Below are 15,283 nucleotides of genomic sequence, written 5' to 3'. Positions count from 1 at the left end.
AAATCGTTTTAAAACCACCAAAAATAGATGTTGCTTTACTTACGCTTATTTAAAGAAAGTTTTTCATTTGCCATAAATGCACTTACCAACAATAAGTTGCGTACTTTTTTGTCATTATTGGGTGTAACCATTGGTATTTTTTCAATCATTGCGGTTTTGGCGGCGGTAGATTCTTTGGATAGAAATATCCAGGATCAACTTTCAGGATTGGATAAAAACACCATGTATTTGACCAAGTTTTCCTTTGGACCGACTGATGTTCCACGGTGGCAACGCGATAATTTTCCTCAAACGGAATACGGCGATTTCGATTTTATTAGACGCAATGTGCCAGACATTGCAGCGTCGGCCTATGTGATTTTTGGAAGTCCACAAACGGTCAGATATGGCGCAGAAACCATATCTGGGGTTGATATCATTCCAGTTTCCAATGAGATTTATGAGATTGAGAACATAAAAATTGAGGAGGGGCGTTTTTATACCGAATCAGAATCGATTAATGGAGCTCCTGTTATTGTTCTGGGACATTCCATAGCTGAGAATTTATTTGGAAATTCAAACCCAATCGGGAAGCAGATTAGAGTTTATGGTCGGCGATTAACGGTCATTGGGGTCATGAAAAAAATGGGTGCGGGCATGGGCGGAAGTCCGGACGATAAAGGTTATGTGCCTGCTAACTTTGTCAGACGTTTTCAAACTGGCGGTGTGGACGGTATTCCTGGAGCAGTGATTATCAAACCAGAAAAGGGCGTGGATATGGGTGCCTTTGAAGGGGTTTTAAAACAACGATTTAGAGTTTATAGAGGCTTAAAAGCTGGAGAGCCCGATAACTTTTTTGTAAATAAAATGTCTGGTTTTACTGATGCGATAGATGGTATTATTGGAACGATGAACATCATGGGATGGATCATAAGTGGCTTCTCTTTGTTAGTGGGTGGCTTTGGGATTGCAAATATCATGTTTGTGAGCGTGAAGGAACGTACTAACTTAATAGGAATACAAAAGTCTTTAGGTGCGAAAAACCGATTTATTTTATTTCAATTTTTGTTTGAAGCGGTCATTTTAGCAGTGATCGGCGGTCTTGTTGGACTGTTCTTTGTATGGATTGGATCTTTGATTGCCTTGCAATTTACGGGCGATTTCGAATTTGTGCTTTCCGCCGGGAATATGTTTTTAGGGTTTATCCTTTCTACCCTCATCGGATTGATTTCCGGCGTAATCCCTGCTATTTCTGCTTCCCGGTTAGATCCGGTTGAAGCGATTCGTACAGGGATGTAAGTGACAAAATTCAAGAATCAAATATCAAATTCCAATTGATTGTGCTTTATCTATTGGAATCTGGTATTTACAATTTGAAAATTTTGTATCGGTATTTATGAAAGGATAGAAGCCACTTGAGCACATACAAATTCTAAAAAGCGTTCATCTGCTTCAGTAAAAGGGTCTATGGTATTGGAATCAATGTCAATCTGACCAATATTGTTGTCATCCACAAAAATAGGGACTACAATTTCAGCCTTTACAGTTATGCTACAAGCAATATAATTATCTTGTGCAGAGACATCGGGAACGACAAAATTTTGATTGCTCACTGCCACTTGTCCACAAATGCCTTTACCAAAAGGAATTATGGTATGGTCAGTTGGCGGACCAACATAAGGTCCTAATTTTAATTCTTTTTTGTCACCGTTAGTAAAGTAAAATCCAACCCAGTTATAATAAGGGATGTTCGATTCAAGAACTTCACAAATGGACAGTAAACGTTCATCAACGGTTTTATGGCTGTCAGAAACTATGGTAATTATTTGCGGTTTAAGTTGGTCTAAAGTCATTGTTCAAAAGTTTTGGTAAAAGTATTTAAAAAGTGCCGCTTCCATCGGGTTTTTATATATTTTTAACAGCCTTAACAAAAACTTATAGCCTTGAGGGATTTGGTCAAAAAATATAAATCGGTAATAAAATTCATCTTAACCTTTTTTGTGGTTTATGGTGTGTTGACTTTTGCCTATATGTTGTATTTGGATTATTCGGACGGCTCAGTATATTATCCCGATTATTTCACCAATTTGGTAGCCAAACAAAGTGATGATTTGTTGCATGCTTTTGGATATGATTCTCACATAGCAAAACATCCCCATGAACCTTCAATGAAGTTAATCATTAATGGAAAATTTGTGGCGCGTGTGGTTGAAGGCTGCAATTCTATCAGCATTATTATTTTATTTATCTCCTTTGTGATTGCTTTTGCAGGGAAATTTAAGACTACTTTATTCTATATCTTAGCGGGTAGTGTGCTTATTTATGTGGTTAATCTCTTTAGAATCGTAATTTTAACTGTGGGATTATACCATTATCCATGGCGAAGGGAAGAATTGCATACCGTCATCTTTCCGTTGATTATTTATGGGATGGTCTTTTTGCTCTGGATGTTTTGGGTCAATAGATTTTCAAATTTAACCACGTCAGATGAGTAATGTTGTAAAAATGATCGGGCTTTTAGTGCTTACCGGGATGTTGATCCTGATACGCTCTTTTGAAAACGAATTGTTTTACGATCCTTATTTGACATTTTTCAAGAATGATTACCTATATATAGATAATCCGCGCCGTGAGGTTTTTAAACTGACGTTGTTTACTGCACTCAGATATTTTCTCAATTCCATATTTTCATTAGGTATTATTTATATTTTCTTCAAGGATAGAAACGTGGTCAAGTTTTCTGCCCTGATCTATACCGTATCATTCTTTATTCTTTTGGCCTTCTTCTTGTACTTTGTTGTGAATCCGAAGCAAGAAGATTATTACATCTTTTTCAATATTAGACGCTTTTTAATCCAGCCATTGTTGTTATTGTTATTGCTGCCGGCATTCTACTATCACCAATTGAAATCTAAAAAAAGTTAATGCTTTTCTAATTTGCTGAGATAAACACATTTTTTTGTAATTTCGCCTCCATGTTCAAAGAAAGCTTTCATAAAGTATTTTCGGTAGCAATGGCATTATTGGTGCTGTTGTCTACCATGTCATTTACCATGGAAAAGCATTTCTGTGGAGACACTTTGATTGATGTTTCAATTTTCTCTAAAGTTGATAATTGTTGTGACATTAAAGCAGTGGCTATTACAGCCTTTGAGAAAAAATCATGCTGCAAAGAGGAAATTGAAGTTGTTAAAGGTCAGGATGATCTCAAAAAAGCAACTTTTGAAGATTTTCATTTCGATCAACACATTTTTATAACAACGTTTTATGTTGCTTATGTAAACCTTTTTGAAGGTCTGCCTGAGCAAGTCGTTCCACATAAAAACTATTCTCCACCCAATCTGGTTACCGACATTCAGTTATTGGACCAAGTTTTTGTCATTTGATTCTTTAATTCAACTTTTAGTAATGTGTGTTCTTTAACGCATTATCCTATGAATTATGATATCAAATTTTTTATAAAATGACATTTTATCTTAGTCTTATTTCCCTTTTATTATAATAGCAAAATACAGCGTTCCACAACTTCTGTAAACTTTTAAAAGTTTCTCGAAGCGTCTTTTACGGTGTTTCTTGTTTTAATTGAGTTTTAAGATTAAAAACAATACGATCAATACACAAATGAAAAACCTATTTTACATTCTCTTATTCTTACCTACACTTGTTTTTTCGCAAGAGAAAATCGAAGGAATCATTGTTGAAATTACTGAAAATAAACACACCATCCCCCTCCCAGGTGCCAATGTATACTGGTTGGATTCTTCTATTGGAACGACGACAGATATTGATGGAAAATTCAGTATGCCCTACCAAAAACACTATACGAAACTGGTTATTAGTTACGTAGGATATAAAACGGATACCTTAACCATTGTTTCTCCAAAATATATCAAACATGCCTTAAAATCCACTAGTGAATTGGATGAAATTACGGTCACCTCTCGTAAACAAGCCACTTCAAAATCGTATATGCAATCTGCCAACGTTTCTTTTGTGAGTAGTGATGAACTACTGAAAGCGGCCTGTTGTAATCTTTCAGAAAGTTTTGAAACCAATCCGTCCATTGACGTTAATTTTGCTGATGCCGTGACGGGAACACGACAGATAAAAATGCTGGGATTGACCAGTCCATATATCTTGATAACGGCAGAAAATATTCCCACCATACGTGGTGCTTCCCAAGCTTATGGTTTAAGTTTTACGCCGGGCACTTGGGTGGAAAGCATCCAAATTACCAAAGGCGCCGGAAGCGTTGTCAATGGATTTGAAAGTATAGCGGGACAAATCAATACAGAACTCGTTAAACCTACCACAGATAATAAGCTCTTCGTCAACCTCTATGGCGCCAATAGTGAGCGCATGGAAGCTAATGTGCACCTGAACACTAAAGTAAGTGAGAAATGGAGCACTGGTTTATATCTCCATGGAAATATGCACGATAAGAAACATGATGTTAATGACGATGGTTTTATGGATATGCCCATCTATAAACAAATAAATTTCATGAATCGTTGGCAATATACAAATCCCGAAAAAGGTTTTGTGAGTTTTATCAACTTCAGCTATTTGGACGATTCAAAACAGACCGGACAGCTAAATTTCATTCCTGAAACAGACAAGTTGACGACAAATGCTTGGGGAAGTGAAATCGATACCAGAAGATTTGATGTGTCATTAAAATCAGGATACGTCAATCCTAATATTCCTTGGCAAAGTGTTGGATTTCAATCTGCTTTTAGCAGTCATAAACAGAATTCTTATTTTGGTTTGAACCCCTATGATATTTTACACAATAGTTTGTATCTCAACGGGATCTATAATTCAATCATCAGTGATTCAAGACATAAAATAAAAACGGGCGTAAGTTATACCTATGATCATTACGACGAGTTGGTCCTCACTGAAAATTTTGAACGTACAGAAAGTTCAGTTGGCGCTTTTTTTGAATACAACTTTGATAATCTTGAAGACTTGAATTTAACTGCTGGTCTTAGAATTGACAGGCATAATGTACTCGGAACCTTTGTCACGCCTAGAGTGCATGCACGATATACACCATGGGAAAAATCGGCATTGAGAGCATCTTTTGGACGTGGGAAGCGAAGTGCTAGCATCTTTGCCGAAAACCAAAATATTTTCGCAACCTCAAGAACCATTTTAATTGATGGTTCTGCACCTTTGGGCAGCTTAAAAGGGGCCTATGGCCTTGATCCGGAAATTGCATGGAATTATGGTGTTTCGTTTTTGCAAGGGTTTAATCTCTTTGGAAATAAGGCTGACATTATATTTGATTATTATAGAACTGATTTTCAGAATCAAATTGTGGTCGATTATGAAAATCCCCAACAATTAAATTTTTATAATCTTGAAGGCGAAAGTTATGCCAACAGTTTTCAGGTGGAATTGAATTATAACGTTTTTGAGGGATTTGACTTTAGAACGGCTTATAAATTCTATGATATCAAGACGCAATATCATTCAGGAAAGTTGGAAAAGCCATTAACCCCTAAACATCGCGTTTTTGCAAACATGTCTTATGAAACAAAAAAGAATGAGAGCTTTTCGCATTGGAAATTTGATGTCACTTATAATTGGTTGGGTGAACAACGATTCTCATCAACCGCTGCCAACCCCATTCAATACCAATTGCCAGATTACACACCAACTGTGGGTACCTTGAACGCGCAAATTACCAGAGTGTTTTCTGAGAAATTTGAAGTATATTTAGGCGGCGAGAATATGACCAATGTGAGACAGGACAATCCAATCTTGGGAACAGATGATCCGTTTGGAGCAAATTTTGATACCACATTTGTTTATGGTCCAATCTTTGGAAGTATGTATTATGCGGGGTTGCGGTTTAAGATAAAATAACCAAGTTCCTGCGCCTGCCTGTCGGCAGACAGGAGGCAAGAACGTCCTGTATAAACTAAATAATTGAACACCTAAGAATACGCCAATCACTTTTAAAAATTATGCGTGTATTCGTGGCCAAAAAGAAAAATAAGAAACAAAATTTCAATTAACAGATTCCTTCCTTCGAAGGAATAAAAACTAACAGATTCCTACCTTTGTGGGGATGCAAAACACAAAAACATGAAAAAAATAGTATTAGTATTAGCATTATTGGTTGGAACCGTATCCTTCGCTCAGAATAAAAATGCCAAAGCCACCATTGAAGTGGACGGTGTGTGCAACATGTGCAAAGAGCGTATTGAAAAAGCGGCTATTAAGGCCAAAGGAGTAAAAGTTGCCAATTGGGACGTCAATACCCATGAACTAAAATTAATTTTTGATGAACGCAAAACCAGTTTGACAAACATACAGCAAAGTATTGCTGAAGCAGGTCATGATACCAAAGAAATCAAAGCCACTGATGAAGCTTACCATAAATTACACACTTGTTGCTTCTATAGGGATGAGGCTGTTAGAGAGGATCATAAAGACGATAAGCAATAATTTATTCTAAAAAGTAGAATATTTTAGCTGTGTAGATGCAAGTAAAAAGGCCAGATAATAAACGATCTGGCTTTTTTAATTAGAGTCTTATCACTAGAAATGTTGCTCTCAAAATTAATTATCTCAGCTCATTTTTCATCATATCCCTTAAAGGGTTTAGAAAGTGACCTAAATCACATAAAACCATTGTTTAGTTCTTATTATATAATTTGGCACCCTAAAAATATAATTGACTGTTTTAGATGTATCTTATTTGCTCATCCACTCCCATTCCGATTGCGTTATCGTTGAAAAGATTTATTTCACCCCCGGTTGTTATTTTTCTAATCCAGCAAATAATATCTTGATTGTAATTGAAGTGATAAGAGCATTGATAACAACGAGAAATATCCCACAGATGAAAATTTTAAGTGAAAAATGCGCCATAGTGGCATCTTTGGAAGTTTATATATATTTTGAGTTAGATAAAGTCATCGTAAACTACCAAACAAAATAGTGGTCCATTTATAGTTCTATTACTAGGGTTAACATTTTAAAATTTCTTCTTGGTATGAATTTAGTTGCGATAAAACAAAAACGCCTCAAATATTTTGAGGCGTTTTTTTAAAGAAATCTTTTTAAAGATTTGAGTTTTACATCATTCCTGGCATTCCACCGCCACCCATTGGCATTGAATTACCTTCTTCTTTGACATCTACCAATGCACATTCTGTAGTAAGGATCATTCCAGCAACTGACGCTGCATTTTCCAATGCGATACGTGTTACTTTCTTAGGATCAATAATTCCAGCTTTCAGCATGTCTACATAAGTTTCTGTTTTAGCATCAAAACCGAAGTCTTTCTTGCCTTCCATAACTTTTGCAACCACAACACTACCTTCGCCACCAGCGTTTTCAACAATGGTACGTAGAGGTGCTTCAATGGCACGCGCTACAATTTGAACACCAGTAGTTTCATCTAAGTTTGCGGTAGTCAGTTTCTCCAATACTGATTTTGCTCTTACAAGCGCAACACCACCACCGGCAACAATACCTTCTTCAACAGCAGCTCTTGTGGCATGTAAAGCATCATCAACACGGTCTTTTTTCTCTTTCATTTCAACTTCACTTGCGGCACCTACATAAAGTACAGCAACACCGCCAGCCAATTTAGCCAAACGTTCTTGAAGTTTTTCTTTGTCATAATCAGATGTTGTAGTCTCAATTTGTGCTTTTATTTGGCTAACGCGAGCTTTAATGTCTTCAGCTTTTCCTGAGCCATTGACAATGGTCGTATTATCCTTATCGATAGTAATGGTTTCTGCAGAACCTAACATGGTTAAGTCAGCATTTTCAAGAGAGAACCCTCTTTCTTCTGAAATCACCACACCACCAGTTAAGATAGCGATATCTTCTAACATCGCTTTACGTCTGTCTCCAAAACCTGGCGCTTTAACTGCAGCAATTTTTAATCCACCACGTAATTTGTTAACTACCAAGGTCGCTAAGGCTTGACCCTCAACATCTTCAGCAATAATCAATAATGGACGGCCAGATTGTGCTACTGGTTGCAAAATAGGAAGGATTTCTTGAAGATTTGAAATCTTTTTATCGAATAATAAAACATAAGGGTTTTCTAAATCGGCAATCATCTTGTCAGCATCCGTAACAAAATAAGGAGAGAGGTATCCTCTGTCAAACTGCATGCCTTCAACAACATCTACATAAGTTTCCAGTCCTTTTGCTTCTTCAACAGTAATAACGCCTTCTTTACCAACTTTACTGAAGGCTTTGGCTACCAATTCGCCAATAGTATCGTCATTATTGGCAGAAATTGACGCTACTTGCTTAATCATTTCGGAAGAATTCCCAACTTTTTTGGTTTGTTTTTCAAGTTCCGCAACAATAGCTTCAACCGCTTTGTCGATACCACGTTTCAAATCCATTGGATTTGCACCTGCAGCTACGTTTCTCAAACCTTCTTTTACGATGGCCTGTGCCAAAACCGTAGCAGTTGTAGTTCCATCACCTGCTAAATCATTAGTTCTGGAAGCCACTTCCTTAACCATTTGTGCACCCATATTTTCGAGAGCGTCTTCTAATTCTATTTCTTTAGCTACAGTAACTCCATCTTTGGTCACTTGAGGTGCTCCAAAAGATTTACCAATAACAACGTTACGTCCTTTAGGCCCTAAAGTTACTTTTACTGCGTTTGCCAATGCATCTACCCCACGTCTAATCCCGTCGCGAGCTTCAATGTCAAATAATATGTGTTTTGCCATAATTTAAATTTTTTATATTCCTGTGAAAACAGGAAGCTTTTGTTCTGTAATTATTTCTATTTAAATGAGATTCCTGCCGTCGCGGGAATTTGATTAGATGATCGCAAGAACATCACTTTCACGCATTATCAAGTAGTCTTTGCCTTCAAGTTTAAGTTCTGTTCCTGCATATTTTCCGTAAAGAACGGTTTCACCGACTTTTACAGTCATTGGATTTTTTTTGGTACCTGCACCAACGGCCACAACTTTACCTTTTTGAGGCTTTTCTTTCGCGTTGTCTGGAATAATAATTCCTGAAGCTGTTTTCGTTTCAGCTTCTACTGGTTCAATAAGAACACGGTCTGCCAATGGCTTAATGTTTAATCCCATAGTTGTATGATTTTGTTTTAATCATGCCGAAGCATGAGGGTTAATTGAATTTGTTTAATGATATTAGATAGTTGCGAAAAATGTGCCACGGGTCGTTAACTGACAAAGTTTCAGTAACAAAAAATGCCAACAAATTTTGTTGGCATTTTGATTATTTTAAGTTGAACTGTTTTAGTTGTTCGTTGTGTCAAGTGGCGTTACCGCATTATCTGTTGCAGGTTTGGTTGGTGCAGGAATACTAGTTGCTGCATCAGCGTCCAAAGCTTTAGATTCTGTTGTGCCAGTAGCACCATCGATAGCAATATTTGATACTAATATCAATGCCAATAGCACAGTTGCTAAAATCCAGGTACTTTTATCTAAAAAGTCTGTTGTTTTTTTAACACCACCTACTTGTTGTGTGCCTCCGCCACCAAATGATGAAGATAGTCCTCCTCCTTTTGGGTTTTGTACCATGATGACAACCACCAATAAGAAAGATACGATGATGATAAGAACTAAAAATATTGTAAACGTACTCATGTGCTATTTGGTATTATTTTCTTGTAATTGTTTTACCGCTTTTATTTGGTCTGCAAAGAAACCACTTTTTTCTGGATATTTCAAAATTAAAATTTTATAAGATTGAATTGCTTTCTCGTAATTTTTCTGTTCTAAATAAATACGGGCTAAGGTCTCTGTCATCAAGCTGTCATTCTGAACTAACTTGGTTTGTGCCAGATTAATCGATGGGGCGGCCTGTTTAATGGGAGAGATTTTTGGATTGGCAGTTAGGAATTTGTCTATTATATCTAACTTTCTTTCAAGTCCAGATTCTGGTTTTTTCTCTTCAATTGGTGCTTGAGCTGGCGTTTCTGGTTTTGCAATGGTATCCTCTGGTGCTCTTTCAATAGGCTTGAAGCTGGTCATCTTTAACCACTGCGTAAACGAATGGGTTTCGTTTTTATCAAATTCTAAAGGTTTACCAATATTCAATTGCTCTTCAGGTGATGGTTGAATGTTCTGGACATCTACATCAATGATAGGAGCAGATGTTTCCATTTCAGGAACTCTCTGAAATGGCGTTTTTTGCTGAAATAATTCAGGGTCCAAGACGCCTTCAGTGTCTTTGATGTGTTGTTTTAGGGCATCATCTATTAGTACGCTTTTATTTACAGAAATATCATCAGCCTCTTTCACTTCAATGTCCTTAAGGAGTTCTGTGTTTTGTCTGATCAGTTTTGAAATCTCGTTTTGGTTGAATTCTTCTGAGGTTATAAAATCAAATAAAACACTTCGATCTGTTGTGTAAGCTGCAGTAACTCTAAGTTCTTGATTGTATTTAAAACTTTCCTTTGACTTTAAACCTTTTAAATGCAAGGCTCTTGCTGGCTGGAAATATGGATACTGTGCAACAATGTCACCTACGGATGCGGTATGGGAAGCGCTCAAGTTCTCGGGATGGGTGAGGAGATATGTAAATTCCTGTTTGTTCACTTTATATAATTACCATTTGCCAAGTGTGGCATTTAAAATATCTTGTGTAATCCTTTCAAAAATCTCAGCAATCGCCGCATCTTTTTGTGCACCTACCAGTTGGGCTTGTCCTGGGTAATCATAAAAGAATGAAAACTGCTGAGTTAAGTCTTCATCAGGATTATGTCTGTCATAAAAACGAAGTCTTACGCCAATGGTCAAACGGTTTTGGGCAGCGGTATTATCTGCGGTGGCTGTTGTTGGAGAAATACGATATTCCGTTATTTCACCTTCATAGGTAATGTCGCCTCCAGAGGTTACCAATTGTAAACTGGTTTGATTCTGAATTAAATCAGCCAATGAATTTGTAAATGTACGTTCTAACCCCGGTTCTATTAATGGGGCATCATTTTGAAAATAATTGACCTGATAGGTTGTGGTTCCTGCGGGTAATGAGATTCCCGTAAAAGAATAATTTCCACAGCCGGAAAACAGGCCTATACTAGAAATGAGCACTAAAATTATAAACTTTCTCACCTATGCTTTTATTGAATAACGATGGATTATAAATCGAATTGTTTGATTTTTCTATATAAGGTACGTTCGCTAATACCAAGCTCCGCGGCTGCCAATTTACGTTTTCCTTGATGACGCTCCAATGATTTTTTTATCAATTCCAGCTCCTTGTCGTGCAAAGATAATGTTTCTTCCTCTTCAACTTCTTCTGCAAAATGATACTTATCATTTGATTCATCAATGGCATCAGATAGCTGACTCATTTTTTCAGGAATAGATAAAACTTCCATGTCTTCTATGGAATCTTCATAATCTTCTGCTTCTTCATCGCCATAAATCTTTTGGATCAAACTTTCGTTTTTCTTTTGAACGTCATGGGCATTCTCATTTTTCATGAGTTCCATGGTGAGCTTTTTCAAATCGTTCAAATCACTCTTCATGTCAAAAAGAACTTTGTATAGAATTTCGCGTTCACTGCTGAAATCGCTATCACTTTTTGAGGTTTTGATTATTGCAGGAAGGTTATCTCCTTCACTTGGTAAATAGCCTTTTAAGGTTGCGGCACTAATGGTTCTGGTGTGTTCTAAAACTGAGATTTGCTCCGCAACATTCCGCAACTGTCTAATGTTTCCATTCCATCTGTGTTTCAAAAGCACCTCTACGGCATCATCCGTCAATTTAATGGTGGGCATTTTATATTTAAGTGCAAAATCACTAGCGAATTTTCTAAATAATAAATGGATGTCCTCTTTTCGCTCTCGTAAAGGAGGCAGGTGGATGTCTATGGTACTCAATCTATAAAAAAGATCTTCACGAAACTTTTCTTTTTTGATCGCTTCAAACATATTGACGTTTGTTGCAGCTACAATTCTGACATCTGTTTTTTGAACCTTACTTGAACCTACTTTTATGAATTCGCCATTCTCCAACACCCGGAGTAAACGAACTTGTGTGGTTAATGGAAGTTCGCCTACTTCATCTAAAAAAATAGTACCGCCATCGGCCACTTCAAAATAGCCTTCACGTGTGTTAGTGGCCCCTGTAAAAGCGCCTTTTTCATGTCCAAAAAGTTCACTATCTATGGTGCCTTCAGGTATCGCACCACAGTTGACCGCAATGTATTTTCCATGTTTGCGATGCGATAATTGATGAATAATCTTAGGAATGCTCTCCTTACCAACGCCACTTTCTCCAGTGACCAGCACTGAAATATCTGTGGGCGCAACCTGTATTGCTTTTTCTATGGATCGGTTGAGTTTTGGGTCGTTCCCAATAATTCCGAAACGTTGTTTTATGGCTTGAACTGACTCCATTTAAAATCAAATATTAAAAGTTAAAAATGACAAATTTTGTGGCATACATTGACATGAAGCCTGGCGTAACACTTTGTTAATTGAGTGCGTGATCAATGGCTTCCCCAATAAGCGTGGCACTTGTACAATCTGTAATAGTGACATTGACCAAATCGCCAATTTTATAATGTTCTTTAGGGAAAACGGCCACAATATTCTGTGAGGTCCTACCGGACCATTCGTTATCAGATTTTTTTGACTCACGTTCTATTAAAACTTCTACAGTGGTGTTCAGATAGGCTTTAGTTCTGAATTCGCTATGTTGTCTTTGCAATTGGACAATTTCATCCAAACGTCGTTTTTTGACCTCTTCAGGAACATTATCCTCCATTTTGCGTTCTGCTAAAGTACCTGGACGCTCTGAATAGGTAAACATATATCCGAAATTATATTTTACATAGTCCATTAAGCTTAGGGTGTCCTGATGGTCCTCCTCTGTTTCTGTAGGAAAACCTGCAATTATATCTTGAGAAATTGAGCAGGTTGGAAGGATACGTCTAATATTGTCGATGAGTTCAAAATATTCTTCGCGGGTGTGCAATCTATTCATTTCCTTTAAAATCCGATTGCTGCCACTTTGAACGGGTAAATGGATATGGTCACAAATATTTTTATACTTAGCCATTGTTTCAATCACATCCAGAGTCAAGTCTTGTGGGTTGGAAGTTGAAAAACGGATACGCATTTTTGGTTGCGCTTTCGCACATAATTCCAATAAACTAGAAAAACTGACGGCTGTTGCCTTTTGGATATCGCTGGCTTTTTCAAAATCTTTCTTCAATCCACCGCCATACCATAAATAACTATCCACGTTTTGGCCTAGCAATGTGATTTCTTTATAACCTTTGCTCCAAAGATCATTGACTTCTTCCAAAATACTTTGCGGATCACGACTGCGTTCACGTCCGCGAGTAAAAGGAACCACACAAAATGTACACATATTATCACAGCCACGAGTGATGGAAACATACGCAGATACTCCATTACTATTTAATCTTACAGGTGAAATATCACCATAAGTTTCTTCTTTGCTTAAAAGCACGTTGATGGCATCCCGTCCGTCATCAACTTCTGCCAATAAGTTAGGAAGGTCTTTATAAGCGTCTGGACCTACAACCAGATCCACAATTTTTTCTTCTTCAAGCAATTTGCTTTTTAGGCGTTCTGCCATACAGCCTAAAACGCCTACTTTCATTTTTGGATTGATGCGCTTTACGGCGTTGTATTTTTCCAATCGTTTACGGACGGTCTGCTCTGCTTTGTCTCTAATGGAACAAGTGTTAACGAGAACCAGATCAGCTTCTTCTAGTTTTTGCGTGGTATTATAACCTTCCTTATATAGAATAGCGGCAACAATTTCACTGTCACTAAAATTCATGGCACAGCCATAACTTTCAATGAAAAGTTTACGGGTATTCTCTTTTTTTTGTTCGAGTACAAGACTTTTTCCTTGCAGGCTTTCGTCAATTATTTTCTCCATGAGTATCTTGAAACGTCTGTTGTTGGGTTTTTGTCCTAGGTAAAAAGACAGCTGCAAAGATAAGATTAATTTAATGATTGTGACAAAGTGACAGTGTATAAAAATGTTTTGATTATGTTAAAAATTTATGGTTTCTTTGATTTATATCAACCAAAAATTCAAGAAATGACCGTATCAGAATTTCAGTCGAAAGTAGCCAATGCCAAAGATTTGGATTTTGGAACAATTTTCAATCAATCTATTGAACTGTTCAAAAAGAGTTGGCTTCAAGGTTTTTTGATGCAGTTGTTTGTGTTCATATTAATTTTGCCTTTTATGATCATATTATATGTGCCATTTGTGCTCATGATCATAAATCAATCAGAATCGGGACAATTGGATCCAAATGCCATGGACGGCATTTTTACTGGTTTTTCTATGTTCTATATCCTTCTCTTTTTAGTTGGTGTTTTGGTTATTGCGGCTCTTCAAATGGCGCTTAATGCTGCTTTTTACAGAATCTTAAGAAGTTTGGATGAAGGGCGTGAAGTGAAAACTTCTGATTTGTTTTACTTTATGAAAGCCCAATACTTTGGTAAAATTGTGTTGTTGATGCTGGTTACTGTTTTAATAGCCCTTCCTGCCGCTTTATTCTTTTATTTACCGTTGATATATGTCATGGTGCCCATATCCTTCTTTTCGATAATTTTCGCTTTTAATACAGAATGGTCTATTGGCGACATCGTCAGTTCTGGTTTCAGATTGGGAAATAAGAAGTGGTTGATAACTTTTGGCTTGTTTGTGGTTTCCTATGTGGCAATCATGGTTTTGAGTTTTGTCACCTGCGGACTTGGCGGTTTGTTTTTAGCGCCGTTCATGTTTCATCCTATTTATTTTATTTATAAGGGCGCGATTGGATTTGATGATTTGAGTGAATTAAATAGAATAGGGGAGAAGGAAGTCTTCTAAAGTACCATTATATAATGTCAGTAGTTTTTATTTATTAGATCGGGGGAAATTTTTAAGTGATTTAAAATGGCCCTTCAAAATATAAAAGTCTATACGGACGAATGCTACTATTAAAGTGGCGTCAGTCTAGTCAATCATAGCGCCATGAGGTTTGCTATGGAAAATGAAAATGTATTTCGTAAAAGCCTGAAGATTCAGGCTTTTTTTGTTCGGTTACTTCTCGATTAACCGCAGATAAATAGGGTTAAATTTTTTAAATTAGGTTGAATAATTATTTTTCATATACATTTGTAGCCACAAAAAAATAAATATGGCGAAGAATTTAGTAATTGTCGAGTCCCCTGCGAAGGCTAAAACTATTGAGAAGTTTTTAGGAAAGGAGTTTAAGGTAGAGTCCAGTTTTGGACATATTGCCGACTTGCCTTCAAATGAGTTGGGAGTTGATGTTGATGGCGATTTTAAAC

At 37.0% G+C, this 15,283-nt stretch carries 16 protein-coding genes; 8 read left to right on the top strand and 8 right to left on the bottom strand.

The window, feature by feature from the left end:
• The first annotated feature begins 27 nt into the window (after window positions 1-27).
• Window positions 28-1,278, top strand: coding sequence for an ABC transporter permease (locus tag VLZ86_RS09285; protein WP_325450607.1), 1,251 nt, complete (start codon window positions 28-30; stop codon window positions 1,276-1,278).
• A 95-nt stretch (window positions 1,279-1,373) separates the two neighbouring features.
• Here VLZ86_RS09285 and VLZ86_RS09280 read toward each other — a convergent pair whose 3' ends face one another.
• Entirely contained in the window at window positions 1,374-1,832 is a 459-nt protein-coding gene (locus tag VLZ86_RS09280; protein ID WP_325450605.1) for a GAF domain-containing protein, read from the bottom strand.
• A gap of 90 nt (window positions 1,833-1,922) precedes the next feature.
• Between VLZ86_RS09280 and xrtF the strand changes: the two genes are divergently transcribed.
• The 5 genes from xrtF to VLZ86_RS09255 all read left to right on the top strand — a co-directional run bounded on the left by xrtF (window position 1,923) and on the right by VLZ86_RS09255 (window position 6,438).
• Complete coding sequence (gene xrtF, locus VLZ86_RS09275; RefSeq protein ID WP_325450603.1) at window positions 1,923-2,474, top strand: exosortase family protein XrtF; 552 nt, start codon at window positions 1,923-1,925, stop codon at window positions 2,472-2,474.
• Window positions 2,467-2,904 (top strand): exosortase F system-associated membrane protein, encoded by a 438-nt coding sequence (locus VLZ86_RS09270; protein ID WP_325450601.1) that lies wholly within the window; start codon window positions 2,467-2,469, stop codon window positions 2,902-2,904. The genes xrtF and VLZ86_RS09270 overlap by 8 nt, the downstream gene beginning before the upstream one ends.
• Window positions 2,905-2,954: 50 nt before the next feature.
• The gene (locus VLZ86_RS09265) at window positions 2,955-3,365 is read left to right on the top strand and encodes an HYC_CC_PP family protein (protein WP_325450599.1); all 411 of its coding nucleotides are present in this window, start codon (window positions 2,955-2,957) and stop codon (window positions 3,363-3,365) included.
• A gap of 235 nt (window positions 3,366-3,600) precedes the next feature.
• The gene (locus tag VLZ86_RS09260) at window positions 3,601-5,853 is read left to right on the top strand and encodes a TonB-dependent receptor plug domain-containing protein (protein ID WP_325450597.1); all 2,253 of its coding nucleotides are present in this window, start codon (window positions 3,601-3,603) and stop codon (window positions 5,851-5,853) included.
• A 222-nt stretch (window positions 5,854-6,075) separates the two neighbouring features.
• The gene (locus VLZ86_RS09255) at window positions 6,076-6,438 is read left to right on the top strand and encodes a heavy-metal-associated domain-containing protein (RefSeq protein WP_325450595.1); all 363 of its coding nucleotides are present in this window, start codon (window positions 6,076-6,078) and stop codon (window positions 6,436-6,438) included.
• A 632-nt stretch (window positions 6,439-7,070) separates the two neighbouring features.
• Here the strand turns inward: VLZ86_RS09255 and groL are convergent.
• The 7 genes from groL to miaB form a co-directional block, all read right to left on the bottom strand.
• A complete protein-coding gene (groL, locus tag VLZ86_RS09250; protein ID WP_325450593.1) occupies window positions 7,071-8,699 on the bottom strand; it encodes a chaperonin GroEL in 1,629 nt (542 codons plus the stop codon).
• A 93-nt stretch (window positions 8,700-8,792) separates the two neighbouring features.
• Entirely contained in the window at window positions 8,793-9,068 is a 276-nt protein-coding gene (groES, locus tag VLZ86_RS09245; protein WP_129016628.1) for a co-chaperone GroES, read from the bottom strand.
• Window positions 9,069-9,239: 171 nt separating this feature from the next.
• Window positions 9,240-9,590: a preprotein translocase subunit SecG gene (gene secG, locus VLZ86_RS09240; RefSeq protein WP_325450591.1), complete on the bottom strand. Its 351-nt coding sequence runs from the start codon at window positions 9,588-9,590 to the stop codon at window positions 9,240-9,242.
• Window positions 9,591-9,593: 3 nt separating this feature from the next.
• A complete protein-coding gene (locus VLZ86_RS09235; RefSeq protein ID WP_325450589.1) occupies window positions 9,594-10,544 on the bottom strand; it encodes a tetratricopeptide repeat protein in 951 nt (316 codons plus the stop codon).
• Between the two features lie 9 nt (window positions 10,545-10,553).
• Window positions 10,554-11,060, bottom strand: coding sequence for an LptE family protein (locus tag VLZ86_RS09230; protein WP_325450587.1), 507 nt, complete (start codon window positions 11,058-11,060; stop codon window positions 10,554-10,556).
• 26 nt (window positions 11,061-11,086) lie between these two features.
• Window positions 11,087-12,352, bottom strand: coding sequence for a sigma-54 dependent transcriptional regulator (locus tag VLZ86_RS09225; protein ID WP_325450585.1), 1,266 nt, complete (start codon window positions 12,350-12,352; stop codon window positions 11,087-11,089).
• A gap of 76 nt (window positions 12,353-12,428) precedes the next feature.
• Entirely contained in the window at window positions 12,429-13,871 is a 1,443-nt protein-coding gene (miaB, locus tag VLZ86_RS09220; protein WP_325450583.1) for a tRNA (N6-isopentenyl adenosine(37)-C2)-methylthiotransferase MiaB, read from the bottom strand.
• 114 nt (window positions 13,872-13,985) lie between these two features.
• Here miaB and VLZ86_RS09215 point away from each other — a divergent pair, with 114 nt between their 5' ends.
• Both VLZ86_RS09215 and VLZ86_RS09210 read left to right on the top strand, forming a co-directional pair.
• Window positions 13,986-14,819, top strand: coding sequence for a hypothetical protein (locus VLZ86_RS09215; RefSeq protein WP_325450581.1), 834 nt, complete (start codon window positions 13,986-13,988; stop codon window positions 14,817-14,819).
• 310 nt (window positions 14,820-15,129) lie between these two features.
• Window positions 15,130-15,283 (top strand): toprim domain-containing protein (locus VLZ86_RS09210; protein ID WP_325450662.1); only part of this gene is annotated, 154 nt, incomplete at its 3' end.

Source organism: Gelidibacter sp. (assembly GCF_035515035.1).
Taxonomy (GTDB): domain Bacteria; phylum Bacteroidota; class Bacteroidia; order Flavobacteriales; family Flavobacteriaceae; genus Gelidibacter.
This window is presented reverse-complemented; position numbering and strand designations above follow the sequence as displayed.

What these genes read in the sequence shown, in the direction of transcription:
- VLZ86_RS09255 (WP_325450595.1), top strand. Translation starts at nt 6,076, where the DNA reads ATGAAAAAAATAGTATTAGTATTAGCATTATTGGTTGGAACCGTATCC.
- VLZ86_RS09260 (WP_325450597.1), top strand. Translation starts at nt 3,601, where the DNA reads ATGAAAAACCTATTTTACATTCTCTTATTCTTACCTACACTTGTTTTT.
- VLZ86_RS09265 (WP_325450599.1), top strand. Translation starts at nt 2,955, where the DNA reads ATGTTCAAAGAAAGCTTTCATAAAGTATTTTCGGTAGCAATGGCATTA.
- groL (WP_325450593.1), bottom strand. Translation starts at nt 8,699, where the DNA reads ATGGCAAAACACATATTATTTGACATTGAAGCTCGCGACGGGATTAGA.
- VLZ86_RS09280 (WP_325450605.1), bottom strand. Translation starts at nt 1,832, where the DNA reads ATGACTTTAGACCAACTTAAACCGCAAATAATTACCATAGTTTCTGAC.
- VLZ86_RS09225 (WP_325450585.1), bottom strand. Translation starts at nt 12,352, where the DNA reads ATGGAGTCAGTTCAAGCCATAAAACAACGTTTCGGAATTATTGGGAAC.
- VLZ86_RS09215 (WP_325450581.1), top strand. Translation starts at nt 13,986, where the DNA reads ATGTTAAAAATTTATGGTTTCTTTGATTTATATCAACCAAAAATTCAA.
- miaB (WP_325450583.1), bottom strand. Translation starts at nt 13,871, where the DNA reads ATGGAGAAAATAATTGACGAAAGCCTGCAAGGAAAAAGTCTTGTACTC.
- VLZ86_RS09270 (WP_325450601.1), top strand. Translation starts at nt 2,467, where the DNA reads ATGAGTAATGTTGTAAAAATGATCGGGCTTTTAGTGCTTACCGGGATG.
- groES (WP_129016628.1), bottom strand. Translation starts at nt 9,068, where the DNA reads ATGGGATTAAACATTAAGCCATTGGCAGACCGTGTTCTTATTGAACCA.
- secG (WP_325450591.1), bottom strand. Translation starts at nt 9,590, where the DNA reads ATGAGTACGTTTACAATATTTTTAGTTCTTATCATCATCGTATCTTTC.
- VLZ86_RS09285 (WP_325450607.1), top strand. Translation starts at nt 28, where the DNA reads ATGTTGCTTTACTTACGCTTATTTAAAGAAAGTTTTTCATTTGCCATA.